The 14882-nt window shown below is 43.9% G+C and carries 15 protein-coding genes; 5 read left to right on the forward strand and 10 right to left on the reverse strand.

The genetic code is table 11. The features are described from left to right. Positions 1–610: 610 nt before the first annotated feature. A complete protein-coding gene (locus tag J9B83_RS11070) occupies positions 611–1615 on the reverse strand; it encodes an oxidoreductase family protein (protein WP_211536809.1) in 1005 nt (334 codons plus the stop codon). 36 nt (positions 1616–1651) lie between these two features. Next, a complete protein-coding gene (locus J9B83_RS11075) occupies positions 1652–2527 on the reverse strand; it encodes a LysR family transcriptional regulator (RefSeq protein ID WP_211536810.1) in 876 nt (291 codons plus the stop codon). Between the two features lie 91 nt (positions 2528–2618). On the opposite strand from J9B83_RS11075, the gene J9B83_RS11080 reads away from it, so the two are divergent. Further along, complete coding sequence (locus J9B83_RS11080) at positions 2619–3053, forward strand: PACE efflux transporter (RefSeq protein ID WP_211536811.1); 435 nt, start codon at positions 2619–2621, stop codon at positions 3051–3053. Between the two features lie 76 nt (positions 3054–3129). Here the strand turns inward: J9B83_RS11080 and phnE (J9B83_RS11085) are convergent, their stop codons facing one another. From phnE (J9B83_RS11085) to J9B83_RS15765, 7 genes are all read right to left on the reverse strand, one after another. Then, positions 3130–3927: a phosphonate ABC transporter, permease protein PhnE gene (gene phnE / locus J9B83_RS11085; protein WP_211536812.1), complete on the reverse strand. Its 798-nt coding sequence runs from the start codon at positions 3925–3927 to the stop codon at positions 3130–3132. A 21-nt stretch (positions 3928–3948) separates the two neighbouring features. Then, positions 3949–4743: a phosphonate ABC transporter, permease protein PhnE gene (gene phnE / locus J9B83_RS11090; protein WP_211536813.1), complete on the reverse strand. Its 795-nt coding sequence runs from the start codon at positions 4741–4743 to the stop codon at positions 3949–3951. Continuing rightward, a complete protein-coding gene (gene phnC / locus J9B83_RS11095) occupies positions 4731–5516 on the reverse strand; it encodes a phosphonate ABC transporter ATP-binding protein (protein ID WP_211536814.1) in 786 nt (261 codons plus the stop codon). The genes phnE (J9B83_RS11090) and phnC overlap by 13 nt, the downstream gene beginning before the upstream one ends. A gap of 112 nt (positions 5517–5628) precedes the next feature. After that, entirely contained in the window at positions 5629–6678 is a 1050-nt protein-coding gene (gene phnD, locus J9B83_RS11100) for a phosphate/phosphite/phosphonate ABC transporter substrate-binding protein (RefSeq protein WP_211536815.1), read from the reverse strand. 218 nt (positions 6679–6896) lie between these two features. Beyond that, positions 6897–8261: a sigma-54-dependent transcriptional regulator gene (locus tag J9B83_RS11105; RefSeq protein WP_211536816.1), complete on the reverse strand. Its 1365-nt coding sequence runs from the start codon at positions 8259–8261 to the stop codon at positions 6897–6899. Beyond that, the gene (locus J9B83_RS15760; RefSeq protein ID WP_328797732.1) at positions 8262–8840 is read right to left on the reverse strand and encodes a sensor histidine kinase; all 579 of its coding nucleotides are present in this window, start codon (positions 8838–8840) and stop codon (positions 8262–8264) included. A gap of 165 nt (positions 8841–9005) precedes the next feature. After that, positions 9006–10154: a HAMP domain-containing protein gene (locus tag J9B83_RS15765; RefSeq protein WP_236037256.1), complete on the reverse strand. Its 1149-nt coding sequence runs from the start codon at positions 10152–10154 to the stop codon at positions 9006–9008. A 249-nt stretch (positions 10155–10403) separates the two neighbouring features. Here J9B83_RS15765 and J9B83_RS11115 point away from each other — a divergent pair, with 249 nt between their 5' ends. The 3 genes from J9B83_RS11115 (at position 10404) to J9B83_RS11125 (ending at position 13027) form a co-directional block, all read left to right on the forward strand. Next, on the forward strand, positions 10404–11192 hold the full coding sequence (locus tag J9B83_RS11115) for a transporter substrate-binding domain-containing protein (RefSeq protein ID WP_211536817.1): 789 nt from the start codon (positions 10404–10406) through the stop codon (positions 11190–11192). A gap of 138 nt (positions 11193–11330) precedes the next feature. Then, positions 11331–12278 (forward strand): amino acid ABC transporter permease, encoded by a 948-nt coding sequence (locus J9B83_RS11120; protein ID WP_211536818.1) that lies wholly within the window; start codon positions 11331–11333, stop codon positions 12276–12278. A gap of 14 nt (positions 12279–12292) precedes the next feature. Continuing rightward, positions 12293–13027, forward strand: a complete 735-nt coding sequence (locus tag J9B83_RS11125) for an amino acid ABC transporter ATP-binding protein (protein WP_211536819.1) — start codon at positions 12293–12295, stop codon at positions 13025–13027. A gap of 127 nt (positions 13028–13154) precedes the next feature. Here the strand turns inward: J9B83_RS11125 and J9B83_RS16095 are convergent, their stop codons facing one another. After that, complete coding sequence (locus tag J9B83_RS16095) at positions 13155–13388, reverse strand: EAL domain-containing protein (protein ID WP_211536865.1); 234 nt, start codon at positions 13386–13388, stop codon at positions 13155–13157. Between the two features lie 221 nt (positions 13389–13609). On the opposite strand from J9B83_RS16095, the gene J9B83_RS11135 reads away from it, so the two are divergent. Next, positions 13610–14863 carry a YeeE/YedE family protein gene (locus J9B83_RS11135; protein ID WP_211536820.1) on the forward strand — a complete coding sequence of 418 codons (1254 nt, stop codon included), beginning with the start codon at positions 13610–13612 and terminating at the stop codon, positions 14861–14863. Positions 14864–14882: the final 19 nt, after the last annotated feature.

Consider the following 14882-nt stretch of genomic DNA (forward strand, 5'->3'; position numbering starts at 1 on the left):
TAGCTCAGTTGGGAGAGCGTCGCCCTTACAAGGCGAATGTCGGGGGTTCGAACCCCTCCACACCCACCAACTTTTTGTCAGTATTTCAAGCAATTCATAAAGCCTCGAAACTCAGTAATACCAAGCCTTTCAGAGTTATCCAAATCTTTCTGTTACAATAAAACCTGTTTTCTAAAAGTCAATAGTCAGTCATTATCTAGTCTATTTTACTCAATGTGACCCCCATGTGACCAACTTGTGACCAAAGTGAAAATTTGCCCCCTAAAAAAACCTGTTATTGAGTACATTTTTTAGGGTGTTTTAGCTAAAAAATGAGCGTCGCCTGATTTTTTTATCAATTTTTCATGCAGGTTTTCAGGCGACTTACCTACTGGTGTCTAAAGGGGCTAGGGTGGTTATGCTAAATCGAAACCCAAAAAAGTCAGAAGAAGCAATAACACGTATTAAAAGCGAGTTTGGTGACCAATCTCTAGTGAGCTGTATGATTATTGATCTTGGCGATCTAGCCTCTGTATGAAAGGCTGAAAAACACATGCATGCAAATGATATCAAGAATTTAGAGCCATTTTTATTGTCGAGATTTCATTAATGACTGTGTGTCGAAAAGGCATTAAGCCATATGTTTTAATTTTTCAAGCGCCTGTGCTGTGAGTTGCTGACTGAAAAGTGTGTTTTTAGGATGAGTTGGCGACCAGCCCAGAATAAAACGATGGAAGTCAGCCCATGCAATGGTGAACAAGCATTGCCACTCTTCCACAACCGCATGTGCTAAGGCTTGAGACTCTCCTTGTGCCATTAACTCACTACTTAATTCTGCAAAATAATGAGATAGCAGATAGTCACTATGCTGAATCAGCTCTTTCTCTGAAAGAGCACTACCTAGAAAGTACACCAGGTCTTGTACGCCAACGCCGCCGCCAACATATTGAAAGTCAACGGCGGCTACTTTGTTGGTAAGAGGTGAAATACAAAAATTAGCGACTTTGGCATCACCGTGCACAAGAGTCTTGTAACGAGCATTATCAAGGAAATGGGTTAATTTTGACGCGTTTTTTTTAAGTTCGCCTTCGGCCATTGCGGCCCATTCATCTGGTCTTGTATCAAGATGCCAATAGGTTCCTTTTTTCCACAATCCTTGTGGCCAACTGGCATTAGGAGATAAGTGAATAAAGCCAGCATGGAAGTTAGCTAACCACTGAATGCAGGCAAGAATCTGGTCAATATTAAAACCTGTATATCGATCGGAATACCCAGCCGCGTCTAAGTCTTCAAGCAGTGTTAGCCTTTGTCCTGTGTGTTCATCGTGAAAACTCCCATAGCAGTGAGGAATACGCGCCAATGGGTTGCAACGGGACGACCAGTGTTGATACCAATTTTGTTCCACTTCGTATGAGCGGACTTTTCGAGCATGGCCGACGTTTGAATGCCAGCCTCTAGGGTGCTTAATGTCCGAAGGAAATGTGCAGTGTTTGGCAATGACAAAAGAGGGCGCATTAAGACCAGTCAGTGAATAGCGCGCGACTTCTCCGTACCCGCTCCATAATGACTGGATTAAAGACGCTCGTTGCACTGTCTTGGCTTTGCATTGTCGTTTTATAAAGATTTCTGGTGTCATGATTTAGACCCTGTTAAGGCTGGTTTTGCTAACCCATTATAAGAGATTACGTAGTGATGTTCTTAGGTCTCTAAAGACCTCAAGGCTGCTGTGTTTTTGATGTTGAAGCACGTCAATATTGGCCATCCACCCCATTTCTTTAAATTCAATAGGAAGTTTTATTAAGCTGCCTTTGTTTACTTCATCAAAAGCGACATGGCTGGGAAGCAAGCACCACCCATAACCTTGGATAGCCAATTCGAGTAACACAAAATAATTGTCTGAATACCAAATATCAGGGCTTATTTTAAATTGAAAGCTGCTTGTCTGAGTAGTTCGAGAGCGCAGCAGAAGCTGACGGTGCAAGCGTAGGTTGTCAATGTTTTTACAGACCTGATTGGCTAATGGGTGAGACTTGGCAATGTACAAATCAAATTTAATTGCCCCAAGACACTCATAATCAAGGTAACTGGGGATGTCTAATTCACTGAAAATAATACCCGTGATGGCACGTTCGTTTTTTAACATATCGATGATGTCTAGGCTTGATGCACTCAAAAACTCCAGGGATAAATTTGGGTACTTTGTTTCAAGGTTGGTAATCGCTTTTGCAATGGTTTTAAGTGGAATACCTTCGTCAAGCGCGATCGTAATGTCATCAGGTATAGGCTGATGCAAACCTAAAGCAGAATTGGTGAAGCGTTGATGTTGCTGTAGTAAGGCAATGGATTGCGGCAGCAAGGTTTTACCTTCTGCCGTTAGAGTAGGGTAGCGGCCAGTACGTTCAAATAAGGGGGTGTTACAGTCTATCTCCAAGTTAATGATATGTTGACTCACAACCGACTGGGCTTTGCCTAATTGCCTTGCTGCTGCTGAGAAAGACCCTGTCTCGACCGTGGTAACAAAGGCTTGTAACTGTTCAACACTAAACATATCGTTTTTCCAGATACTATCTGATTATTTAATACCTTAATAATGGATGAAAATACACGTCTAGTCACTAATATGCAGGTGTGAATCCAATATGAAAACAGTAGAAAGAGTTTTTCAGGCCATTCTTTTTGAGGTATTAGCGCTGATGCTGGCCATTCCCTTAATGGTAATAATAGGTGGCGTTGATGCGGCGAAAATGACAGTAGTGGGTATTGGTTTATCGCTTTTTGCAATGCTTTGGAACTACATCTACAACATAGTCTTCGACAAGGTTATAGGTTACAACCGTCTTGAAAGGGGCTTAGTGACTCGTATATTGCACGCCTTTGGCTTCGAATTTGGCATGTTGTTTGTCACCTTACCGTTCATGGCTTGGTATTTAGGCATCACTTGGTTAGCGGCCATTGCATTAGAAGCTGGTTTTTTGATTTTTATTTTTGTTTATACCATTGTGTTTAATTGGGCATACGATCGTTATCAACCCTATCAAAGGTGGTTCATAAGGGCAAAACTCAGCAGACATTGATGAAATGTGGTCAAAAGAAAACACCTGCTTTTGAGGTGTGCAAGTGTTTTCTCCAGTGAAGACTCGAATGGTGTTGTTAAATTAAACGTTTGCGAATGGCCACCACAACAATTTCAGCTAGGATGACAATGGCGAAAATGGCAAGAAGTGATATGGCAACACGATCCCATTGAAATAAATTCATAGAATCATCCAAGACAACCCCAATGCCACCAGCACCTACTAACCCTAATACGGCCGACTCACGGACATTAATGTCCCAACGAAAGAGAACAATACTAAAGAAGGCCGGTAATATTTGTGGCCAGTAGCCTTTGATCAGAATCGACATCCAAGAGGCGCCTGTCGCTTTTAGCGCTTCAATGGAGCCCATGTTGACCTCCTCGATAGCTTCTCCCAGCAATTTACCAACGAAGCCGATGGATCGAAAAGCAATGGCCAACACCCCTGCGATAACACCAGGTCCAAAGATAGACACAAAAAGTAACGCCCAAACCAGCGAGTTTACCGAACGCGAAGACACAAGAAAGAAGCGTGCGATCCAATGACTCCAAGCAGAACTAATGATGTTACTAGCATTCATTAAAGCCAGAGGAATGGCAAATATTAAGGTAATTAAGGTGCCTAATGTGGCAATGTTTAGCGTTTCTATCATGGCGTCATGCACGGCAACAGGGTAGTACGCGAAGTCAATCGGCCACATTCTTGAAAACATGTCCGCCATTTGTTCTGGCGCATCGAGTAAAAACTCGGGAATGACTTCTACAGATTGTATGGATTGAAAAAAAGCCACAACGAGCACGAGATAGACCGCATAGCGAGACAGTTTTTGTTTAAGGGTAAAGCGTTCCCAGTGATGATCAATAGTGTTCATAAAGTAGACTCCTAGGTCAGTCTAGCGAAAAATACTGCGCACAATATTGGAAAGGAATTCGCCAAACATGATTAAAGCAATAATCACGATAAGGATCGCGGCGACAAAATCGTAGTCAAATCGTTGAAAGGCTGAAAAGAGTGTTCCGCCTAAACCGCCGGCACCGACAATCCCAACCATGGTAGAGTTGCGTAAGTTTGAATCCAATTGATACGTTGAGAAACCAATAAAGCGAGCAAATACTTGTGGCATCACAGAAAACAAAATAATGCTGGTAAAACCTGCTCCTGTTGCACGAATCGCTTCGACTTGTTTTAAGGATATCTCTTCAATAGCCTCGGCAAACAGTTTGGCAATGAAGCCGATAGACGCGACGATCAGCGTTAAAATACCAGCGAGCGCACCAAAGCCGACACTTTTTACAAACAAAATAGCGATGATCACAGGATGGAAAGTACGGCACAGGGCAATTAAGGTTCTCACCGGCGTACTGATCCAGTTTGGCATCATGTTTCTGGCGGCAAATAACCCCATAAATAACGAAATAAAAATACCGCAAATACTGGCAATGATGGCTATTTCAAGACTTTCGATTAAGCCACTCAACAATAATGACCAGCGGCTAAAATTTGGCGGTACCATACGACCGAGCAAGTTACCGGCGTGGCCTAGGCCTTCATTGATACGCCCCCAGCTAAGGTCCATCGCATTAAACATGTAAACCACATAACACACGACGATGAGCCAGATGGCACTGGCAAGCCAATTGTGTTTAAACGGGTTTCCTCTGTGTTGGTTTGGGTTTATACCAGCCATGATTCACCTCCATAAATCTGTTTTAAATGCTCATCTGTAATACCTTCTGGTGGGCCGTCGTAGACAACAACCCCATTACTCATGCCTATCATACGTTTGGCAAAGCGGCTGGCGAGTTTGACATCGTGGATGTTAACCAAAGCCGGAATATTTTTTTCCTCGGCGAAGCGCTCTAATAACTCCATGATTTCCACCGCTGTTTTGGGGTCAAGAGAAGAAGTGGGTTCGTCTGCTAGTAAAATGCGAGGGTTTTGCATGACGGCACGAGCGATGCCCACTCGCTGACGTTGGCCACCGGATAAACTGTCGGCACGTTTGCTGGCGTGCTCGGTTAAACCAACTGCGTCTAATAAGTCGAAAGCCGTATTGATATCATCTTGGCTGAAGTTTCTGCGCCAGGCTTTCCAGGCAGACATATAACCAAGGCGTCCAGTTAACACGTTTTCAATCACCGTGAGGCGCTCGACAAGGTTGTATTCTTGAAACACCATACCGACTTGGCGACGAAGCATGCGAAGTTGTGCACCTTTGGCTGAACATAAGTCAGCACCATCAAATATAATCTCTCCGGCCGTCGGATCGATGAGTCGATTGATACAACGCAGTAGGGTACTTTTCCCGGTTCCGGATGGGCCTATAATGGCGACGATGCCCGGCTCGGTGATGCTAATATCGATCCCTTTTAAAATAGGGTTGCCAGCGGTGTATTCTTTTTTTAAATGTCTAATTTCTAGAAAATTAGCGCGTTCAGCGGTGTTTTGAGTAACAGGCATGGTGGTTTCCTACAGGCGAACAGATCCAACAACCTGATGGCTCAGGTTGTTGGTGTATGGGTTAAGGTAAAGTGCTTAGGCGTGTTGTACTAGGCGAATTGTACTAGGCGCGTTATTGGCTGTTGGATGCAGCTTCTTTTGCTCGCTTAGCCGCCGCTTTGGCTGCTTTCGCAGCATCGGCCTCAGCCAATTGTTTCAGTCCTGTTTTCGTGTAAGCCGTGCCAGACGAATGGGCAATGTCACGAATAACTTGCCAATCTTCTTTGTAAGTCACAGGAAAGAAACGGTCAGCGCCGCCAAATGTTTTCTGCATTTCAGCTGGGAAGCGGAAAGTGAAAAAAGCCTCTTTGATCTTAGCAACCAGCTCAGGGTTTAAGTCATGGGCATAGCCAAAAGAGGAGGTAGGAAATCGTGGACTGGTATAGATAATGCGGAAGTCTTCTTTGTCGATTCGTTCGGCGTCGACCATGCGTTTAAACACGTCGGATGCTACAGGTGCTGCATCGTAGTCACCAGACAATACGCCCATAACAGATTGGTCATGTTTGCCAGAATACTTTACTTCGTAATCCTGATCTGGGGTGATGCCTAAAGCAGGGAAAAGTGATCGAGGCGCAAGGTTGCCTGAGTTAGAGGAGGCTGATGTGTGGGCAACGACTTTTCCTTTCAGGTCAGTCATTTTGGTTATCTTGCTGTCATTGCGGACAACAGTGATCAGGTTATAACCTTGGAAAGATTCTTCTGTGCCTTTTACGGCGATGGGAACCAAGCCACCAAGATTAACCGCATAACCAGTTGGACCGGTTGAGAAACCGGCAATGTGGAGTCGGCCAGAACGAAGTGCTTCTACTTCGGCCGCGTTGGAGTGAACCGTGTAGTAAACCACTCTTTTTCCTGTAACGTCGCTCAGATACTTTTGGAAATCACTGAAGGCGTCTTTATACACCGCAGGGTCTTCTACTGGCGTGTAGGTAAAAACCAGCGTGCTTGGGTCGCGCCATTCGTTTGAGTCTTTCGGAAGGTCGGCCACAAGATCGTAATCTTCATCGCAGAACTTGTCATCTAATACGCCCCTATGAGAGCAGTCATTTGCGATGGCAGCGGTTGCACCCATTAGCAACGAGCTTGAGAGCATTAAACCTGTCAGTAATTTAATAGACATTATTGTTTCCTCATGATGTATTTTTTATTGTTATCACCGGTCGGGAGGTTCCGTTGTCGGAGATGAGTCTGCCCTGTATGTCTGAAGGACTGGTTTCTTATAGCAAAGCCAATGCCAAAAAATTAATACTAACTAAATCAACGGTTTACGTTAGAATTATTGAAGTTAAATACTGGTTTGGGTCGCTTTAGTCTCATCGAAAAACAACAAATGGGACATTAATGTCCTTGTTCATCCGTTGCTTTGAATTGCTGCTTATCAAGATGATGCTTTTTCATTTTTCGATATAAGGTTTTACGCGACATGTCTAACAATTCAGCCGCATCATTTAAAATACCATTTGTTGCCTTTAAGCCTTCCTCTAAAATATGACGTTCAAATTGATCCATACGCTCTTCGTAACTGCCATTGATGTCCTCTTCTTGCTTAATAGAAGCAAGAGACGTCTCACTGATGCCCAGCACAAAACGGTCTGCGGCGTTTTTTAATTCTCGAACATTACCAGGCCAAGGGTGTTGAATCAGGTAGTCCAAATAGGAAGCGGTAATACTGGGTAATTCTCGAGAAAAATGTTCACTGGCTTTGCGTGCGTAGTGATGAAACAGCGGTAAAATATCGTCAGGTCGATCTCTAAGGGGGGGAATAGTCAAACTTGCGACATTGAGGCGGTAAAATAAGTCTTTGCGAAAAGTACCCTGTTCGCCGAGCAAGGCAAGATTGTCTTTACTTGCTGCGATGACGGTTAGCTCTACAGGTATAGGGGTGGTACTTCCCACACGTTCAATGGTTCGTTCTTGTAAAACACGAAGCAGCTTTATTTGTACCGGAAGGGGCATGGTCTCGATTTCATCTAAAAAGAGTGTCCCACCGTTGGCGGCTTCAATTTTGCCAATATGTCGTTTATTGGCGCCAGTGAATGACCCCGCTTCGTGGCCAAACAGTTCACTTTCAATGAGACTTTCACTGATGCCACCGCAATTAATGGCGATAAAACGACCTTTGTTGCGCAAACTAAATTGATGCAATGCGCGTGCAACCACGTCTTTACCGCAGCCTGTTTCACCGTAAATAATGGTGTCTACGTTGGTCTGTGCCAATGACGCTATATGCTGGCGAATATTCTTGATAGCAGCCGATTCACCTATGATGGAGGAGGTCAGTTCAGATTGTTGCGCAATATTGTGTTTTAGGTTGCGGTTTTCCAATACCAGCCGTCTTTTTTCGACAGCGCGTTGTAATTTATTAATAAGCTGCTCTGGTTGTAGAGGCTTTTCCAGAAAATCATAGGCGCCTTCTTTCATGGCGTCGATGGCCATGGGAATATCACCATGGCCACTCATCAGCAAAACAGGAAGCTCATGGTCTAGTGCCTGTAGCTTGGCCAATAGGCTGAGCCCGTCCATTTTTGGCATCCTAACGTCACTCAGTACCACCGCTCTGCTGTGTGGGCTTAGTTGGGATAACGCCTTGTCTGGGAGACTGAACCCAGCGACTTGAAAGCCTTCCAATTCCAGCATTTCAGTCAACGCTTCGATAATGGTTGGATCGTCATCAACAATGATTATTTTTATTTTGTTCGCCATTTATTTTTCTGCCTTGTTTAATTCTAAGGTAAAGCGGCTGCCTTTATCTGGTGTTGAGAGCACCTTTATTTGACCACCAAAGTCTTGGACAATGTTGTAGCTAATGGATAAGCCGAGTCCTAGCCCTTGTCCTACCTCTTTTTGGGTCACAAAAGGATCAAAGATGTGTTCTAGGTTTTTTTCCTCAATGCCGATTCCAGTGTCTGTTACGTCGATTGTTACTAAGTTTTTTTGCTGATGTACTTCAATCGTTAAATGTTTTGTAGGAGCGCTCGACAGAGCGTCAATTGCGTTACTGATCAGGTTCACCATGACCTGTTCTAGTCGAATCGGCTCAGCCAGTACGAAAAGGGTAGGGTGATTCGCTTGATAATAAAGGATGCACCCCTGTTCGATGATCTGGTTCGACATCAATTCGATGGCCTCTTTGATCACTGTATCTAAGCACACGGGGGTGAGTTCTGTTCCTGCTACCCGGGCAAAGGCTTTTAAATGCTTGGTAATCCGGGAGATTTTAGTGACCAACAAACGCACCTTATCCAGACTGTTTTGGGCGTTTTCCAGGTGACCTTTTTCCATGTGCCTGCCGGCCGTGTGTAAATGGCTCGAAATGGCCGTAAGTGGCTGGTTTATTTCGTGAGTAATGCCCACGCCAAGCTGCCCTAAGGCGGCCAGTTTACCGGCTTGTATGAGTTCATTTTGGGCGGCTTTTAGCTGAGCTTCTGCTGCGATGCGTTCTTCTATCTATGAGGCAAGAACTTGATTTGTGCGTTCTACTTCCTTGGCGGTTTGTTGAAAATACTGCAGATCTCTTGCCATGCTGGTGACTTCATCGTGACCCACAATGCGTATGTTGGTATCAAGCTGTGAGCTGGCAATAGCACGCATGTTTTGTTGTAACTCTTTGATACGCTGCAGCACATTACGACGAACATAAAACCAAGAAATAGCGCAAGCAACACTTAAACTGACAAGGGAAAGTAACAGGGTATTAAGGATGCTACTCTTGATGGTTTTGATGGCATTATCCAAAGAGGCACGAATGCTGGTGTTAGTGTAATTGGTGTATTGATTGATTTGCGCAGCCAACTGTTGAATATGCCCTTGGCTGTTTTCAAGTAAAAAACTTTGTTGATAATGTAAATCAAGTTCTTCATTTTTTAGCTTGAACAAATCCCCTTGTCTAGAACTCATGGTCAATACATTATGCAATGCGTTTCGTGTTGGTGTGGGAACTTGAGGCAACAAGGTAAGGTATTGCGCAATGTCTTCTCCCAACTTTTCAAGACGCAAAAAAGTGTAATCTAATTCGTTAAAGGAGACATCGTTGCTGACTTTCTCAATCAAACCTGCAAAGTAATAAAGCCGACTTATGACTTGCTCAAGCTCTGCAGTACGCGGTAATTGATCCATCTGAAAAATAATTTGCTGAAATTGCGGGAAAATAACGGTGGACTGTTTTCTGAGTTCGCGTCTGATCACTTCGCGGCGTTCCACACTCTGATTTAACAGGGTTAAGCTGTTTTCGATCTGCGTAATAAGCTCCAAAAAGTAGCGATTATAGTCGGGGAGGTTGCGCATCAGAATATCCATCTCACCAATGGCAACGCTGAGTTCATTCATGGCTTTTTCTCTCGAAATAGCGGCATCACTGGTAACCAGAAGGGGAGCTGTTGCCACTATGAGTCGGCTTTTATCGTTAAGGCGTGCAGCGGCGTCTAGGCCTGGAATATCCTGACTCTTCAACAAGAGTAGTCTGTCACTTAATTTGAGATAGGTGTTTGTCGCTAATCCACTCGCCACTATAGTAATCGAAGATATCAACACGAAAGCTAGGAAAAGCCGGCCACCAATGCCGATATGGCGGAGCCAATAAAGGGCGGAAATGTTCATTTGGATCTATCCTGTAATTTTTATAATTAGATGCCCTAATGAAAAAACAATGCCAACTATGGGGATACGGTTTTATTAGGCTGAGCTCTATACTGAGGACAAAAATGTCCCATCACAAGAGTTAAGCCAACTAAGAGTTCAACTTTTTAAGCTGTGTTATGCAGATTTTTCCTTGTTGTATAGCTTGTACTTTTTAATATATGCTTTGCACATTAATTTTCTTAATTAGTCATCAACAAGAGTATATTCATGAAAAAATTATTGACCATCGCCGCCATCTCCATAGCGTCAACGGCGCCCGCCTTTGCTGATCCAATTCTGGACGATATTAAGAATACTGGAGAACTAAAGGTGTGTTTTGATTCTGGTTACATGCCTTTTGAAATGACGGCGAAGAATGGCCAGTACATAGGCTTTGATATCGATTTGGGTAAGCAAATGGCCCGCGCTATGGACGTAGACTTCGTTCCGGTAAACACCGCTTGGGATGGCATTATCCCAACGCTTCTAACCGGAAAATGTCACATCATTATGGGTGGCATGACGATTACCCCTCAGCGTAATACACAAGTTAACTTCGCTGATCCATATGTCATCATTGGTCAATCTATCCTGATGTCGCCAGAACTAAAAGGTAAAGTGACCAGCTACCGTGATTTGAATAGCGAAGAATACACAGTCGCGACAAAGCTTGGCACAACAGGTGAGCAAGCGACTAAACGTTACTTACCTAAAGCTAAAATTAACTTGTATGAGACACAGTCAGAAGCAGTGCTTGAAGTGGCAAATGGTAAGGTTGATGCCTTTATTTATGACTTACCTTACAACGCCATTTACAATGCGGAAAATAAAGGACAGTTGGCGCATCTTGCTGAACCCTTCACCTATGAGCCTCTAGGCTGGGCGGTGCCACAAGGTAACCATGACACACTGAATTTCTTAAACTCCTATTTACGTCAAATTAAAGGCGATGGAACTTACGATCGCATTTATGACAAGTGGTTCAATGATGATAAATGGCTTAAACAAATTCAGTAAATCTGACGATAGCCGTTTAATTTCACATACTCAAAATCAGCGTTGCACAATGTGACGCTGATTTTCTGATTATGTATCTGTAACTTATCCATTCTCAACTAGTGTCAAAGCTAGCTCTCAATAAAACCTTGGTACATCATGCAATTAAATCTTAAATCTCTGTTCTGGAACGGTATTTTTGTTCTGGTATTACTGTCAATCTGCTGGCTTATTTACGCATCTGGTAAGCGTATTGATTATAATTGGAATTGGGAACGTGTTGTTCCTTACATTGCCACCAATGCCGAATCATCGATCAATGCCCCCGAAGACGGTGAAATCGTCTTGGCGGCCAACAATCAACTAGTGCTCGAAAACCTCAGCGGCGATGTTATTGTTGAACTTGGTAACTACTCGTCTCTTAATGTTTACGAAGGCGATCTTATTTTTGAAGGTGATACCCTTGCCTCTATCGAAGAGTGGCGTATGGGCCCGATTCTTCATGGTGTCATTACAACGGTTAAAATCTCAGCCTGGTCATTGGTATTTGCCCTTGTTCTAGGTCTTTTCATTGGCTTGATGCGGATTTCAAGTAACCCTGCTTTAAAAAAGCTATCCATTGTCTATATTGAGCTGATTCGTGGTACGCCGCTCTTGGTGCAAATCTTTATCGTTTACTTCTTCATTGGTACGGTACTGGATTTAGAGCGCTTTACTGCTGGGGTTATTTCCCTCTCGGTATTTACCTCTGCGTACGTGGCCGAAATTGTTCGCTCTGGTATTCAATCCATTCCCAAAGGGCAAATGGAGGCCGCACGTTCCCTCGGCATGAATTACCCTAAGGCGATGATGTACGTCATTTTGCCGCAGGCTTTTAAACAAACTTTACCGCCATTAGCAGGGCAGTTTATCAACTTGATCAAAGACTCTTCGTTGGTGTCTGTTATCTCCATCACAGACCTTACTAAAGCAGGGCGTGAAGTGGTCAGTGGTAGCTTTGCACCCTTTGAAGTGTGGTTCACCGTTGCCGCGTTATACCTTATTCTGACCAGTGGTTTGTCTTGGGCTATTCAAGCTCTTGAGAAAAAACTGTCTGCAAGCGATTAATGAAAGAGTTCAAAATGAAAAATATCATTCGTGCCGAAAAAGTAAATAAAATCTATCCCAATGGCTGTCACGCACTGAAAGATGTGTCTGTGAATGTAGACAAAGGCGAAGTGATTGTTATCGTGGGGCCTTCTGGCTCTGGAAAGTCGACTTTTCTTCGTACCCTTAATCAACTTGAAACGATCAGTAGTGGTGCGATTGAAATTGATGGCATTGATATGTATGCCAGGTCTACTGACATTAACAAGTTACGCCAAGACGTGGGTATGGTGTTTCAGGGGTTTAACCTGTTTCCCCATAAAACGGCCTTGGGTAACGTCATGCTTGCGCCACTGAAAGTGGCCAATCGTCCACACAGCGAAGTAAAAAAAGACGCTGAAAACCTACTCAATAAAGTTGGGCTTGCCGACAGGCAAACTAACTACCCTAATCACTTGTCGGGTGGTCAGCAGCAACGTGTTGCGATTGCAAGAGCATTGGCAATGACGCCTAATATTATGTTGTTTGACGAACCAACCTCAGCACTGGACCCTGAAATGGTGGGGGAAGTATTAGATGTCATGAAAGATCTGGCAAAAGAGGGCATGACAATGGTGGTTGTTACCCACGAAATGGGCTTCGCTAAAGAGGTTGCTGATAGGGTGATGTTTATGGAAGACGGTGAACTTATTGTCTCGGACACACCTGAGAATTTCTTTGATGCGCCATCTAATCCTAGACTGCAAAAATTTCTATCGAAAGTACTTTAGCTGTGTTTGTTTGTAGTGGTATTGCTTAATACACGGGTAAAAAGCGTATTCTGGTGTACAAGCCATGGTTCCTATGTCTATTGTTTTAAAAGTGATCTTGTTTTAACCATAGGCATTAGGAACCGCTTTAATACTCTTTAAACGTTATAGGCTTCAAACTGCTCAAGGGCTTGGCAAAATAATAACCTTGAAAAATTTCAACGTTGAACGATTTCAAAGCATCCAGCTCTTCTGTTCTTTTCACATCCTCAGCGACGACTCTTAAATGGAAGTCAGCAAGTTGCAGTAAATAACTGGTGTTAACATCGTTGGATCTGAAAGCAATGCTCCCGATAAGGGAAATACCATAATCAATTTTTATGCTATATGGAAACTGTCAACAGCTGATGTTTAAAGGTGAGGGGAGTGAGATTTTGCCCGATGCAAGTTGTGTACTTGCGAGTATGTATTTGTCGCCTCTAAATCAGCATTAGCTTATGCGTAAAGGGTATTAAGCATATCTTGTAGTCACAGTCCGATACTCTAAAATTGCCGACTTTTCAGGCTCAATGCTGTAAAGCGCTTTTCTATTGGATGTAATGCATGAATGTTAAAGAATACATAAGCGGTTTTGTACTGCTCATTTTAGTGGTTTTATTCGGAAGCTTGGCGTTGGAGTCAGGTATTTTCTTTCGGTTGATGATTGGTCTTGGGCTTGGCTACGCACTAACACGTTCTGCGTTGGGTTTTGCTGGCAGTGTTAACCGCGCGGTTCGTTCAGGGTCAACACGTTTAATGCGCGCTCTGATGTTGATGTTTACCGCATCGGCAATCGCATCAACGGCGTTCTTGTACAATCAAAACCCATTAGACATGAATTTATGGGTGAACCCCATTAACGCCGGTTTGATTTTAGGCGGTCTGATGTTTGGTTTTGGTATGTCGTTCGCTAGCTGTTGTGCGTCTGGCGTTTTGACGTATTTTTCCAGCAGTTTGATGCGTCCAGCCTTGGTGTTATTGAGTTTTGGTTTGGGCGTATTTCTTGGCTTCCCGATGCAAGCGCAAGAGAGTTGGATTCGTGAAAGTGTTATCTCCTCGTCAACTTACGAAGGTAAAGGCGTTTACCTCCCAGATCTATTTGCTAACACACCAATGGATGGCTACCTCGGCGCCATTTTAATGACGGTGTTGTTTGCCGGTATCGTTAGTTGGTTGGCACACCGTTATGAGCGTAGTCGTCGCGTAAATGACACTTATATTGGTGCCGCGTCCGAAAAAGAACAGTTAGAAAATACCCCCTATGATTTTGCGGCGCACCCTTTCTTTAGTTTCAAAACCTATGAAGCTTTGTTTGTAAAACGTTGGTCTATGGGTATGGGGGTCGCGGTAATCGTGATTTTGTTTACTCTCTTGATGGGTGTGACAGGATCAGGTTGGGGGGCATCTACGCCGTTTGGGGCATGGATTGGTCGCATTCTTATTGCATTCGGTGTGGATCCAATGGCGATTGCGAATTTTACGCATCGTCCAGTAGGCCTTTTCACCATGCCATTTTTTGAGCATCCAGTGAATGTGCAGAACATTGGTATTATGCTTGGCTCCGTTGTGTCACTTCTGCTTGGTGGTCGATTTGTCAGCGGTATGTCTCGTTTGAGATTAAGTGGCCGTGAAGCGGGAATGCTGATTGTGGCCGGTTTGGCCATGGGCTTAGGTACTCGTTTTGCTAATGGTTGTAATGTAGGGGCCTTGTTCACACCAATCGCAAACTTCTCTCTGTCTGGCTGGATTTTTCTAGTGGTGATGGTAGTGGGTGGTGTTGGCGGAAATTGGTTAGGAAAACGTTTTAAATTGGCTTAAGCCGATATGAAAAAGCATC

Origin of the sequence: Marinomonas vulgaris (assembly GCF_018145875.1) — a bacterium.
Classification (GTDB): Bacteria; Pseudomonadota; Gammaproteobacteria; order Pseudomonadales; family Marinomonadaceae; genus Marinomonas; species Marinomonas vulgaris.

Coding starts and splice junctions, on each gene's coding strand:
- J9B83_RS11070 (WP_211536809.1), bottom strand. CDS start 1,615: ATGACACCAGAAATCTTTATAAAACGACAATGCAAAGCCAAGACAGTG.
- J9B83_RS11105 (WP_211536816.1), bottom strand. CDS start 8,261: ATGGCGAACAAAATAAAAATAATCATTGTTGATGACGATCCAACCATT.
- J9B83_RS11080 (WP_211536811.1), top strand. CDS start 2,619: ATGAAAACAGTAGAAAGAGTTTTTCAGGCCATTCTTTTTGAGGTATTA.
- J9B83_RS15765 (WP_236037256.1), bottom strand. CDS start 10,154: ATGAACATTTCCGCCCTTTATTGGCTCCGCCATATCGGCATTGGTGGC.
- J9B83_RS11135 (WP_211536820.1), top strand. CDS start 13,610: ATGAATGTTAAAGAATACATAAGCGGTTTTGTACTGCTCATTTTAGTG.
- phnD (WP_211536815.1), bottom strand. CDS start 6,678: ATGTCTATTAAATTACTGACAGGTTTAATGCTCTCAAGCTCGTTGCTA.
- J9B83_RS15760 (WP_328797732.1), bottom strand. CDS start 8,840: ATGGAAAAAGGTCACCTGGAAAACGCCCAAAACAGTCTGGATAAGGTG.
- J9B83_RS11125 (WP_211536819.1), top strand. CDS start 12,293: ATGAAAAATATCATTCGTGCCGAAAAAGTAAATAAAATCTATCCCAAT.
- phnE (WP_211536812.1), bottom strand. CDS start 3,927: ATGAACACTATTGATCATCACTGGGAACGCTTTACCCTTAAACAAAAA.
- phnE (WP_211536813.1), bottom strand. CDS start 4,743: ATGGCTGGTATAAACCCAAACCAACACAGAGGAAACCCGTTTAAACAC.
- J9B83_RS11115 (WP_211536817.1), top strand. CDS start 10,404: ATGAAAAAATTATTGACCATCGCCGCCATCTCCATAGCGTCAACGGCG.
- J9B83_RS11120 (WP_211536818.1), top strand. CDS start 11,331: ATGCAATTAAATCTTAAATCTCTGTTCTGGAACGGTATTTTTGTTCTG.
- phnC (WP_211536814.1), bottom strand. CDS start 5,516: ATGCCTGTTACTCAAAACACCGCTGAACGCGCTAATTTTCTAGAAATT.
- J9B83_RS11075 (WP_211536810.1), bottom strand. CDS start 2,527: ATGTTTAGTGTTGAACAGTTACAAGCCTTTGTTACCACGGTCGAGACA.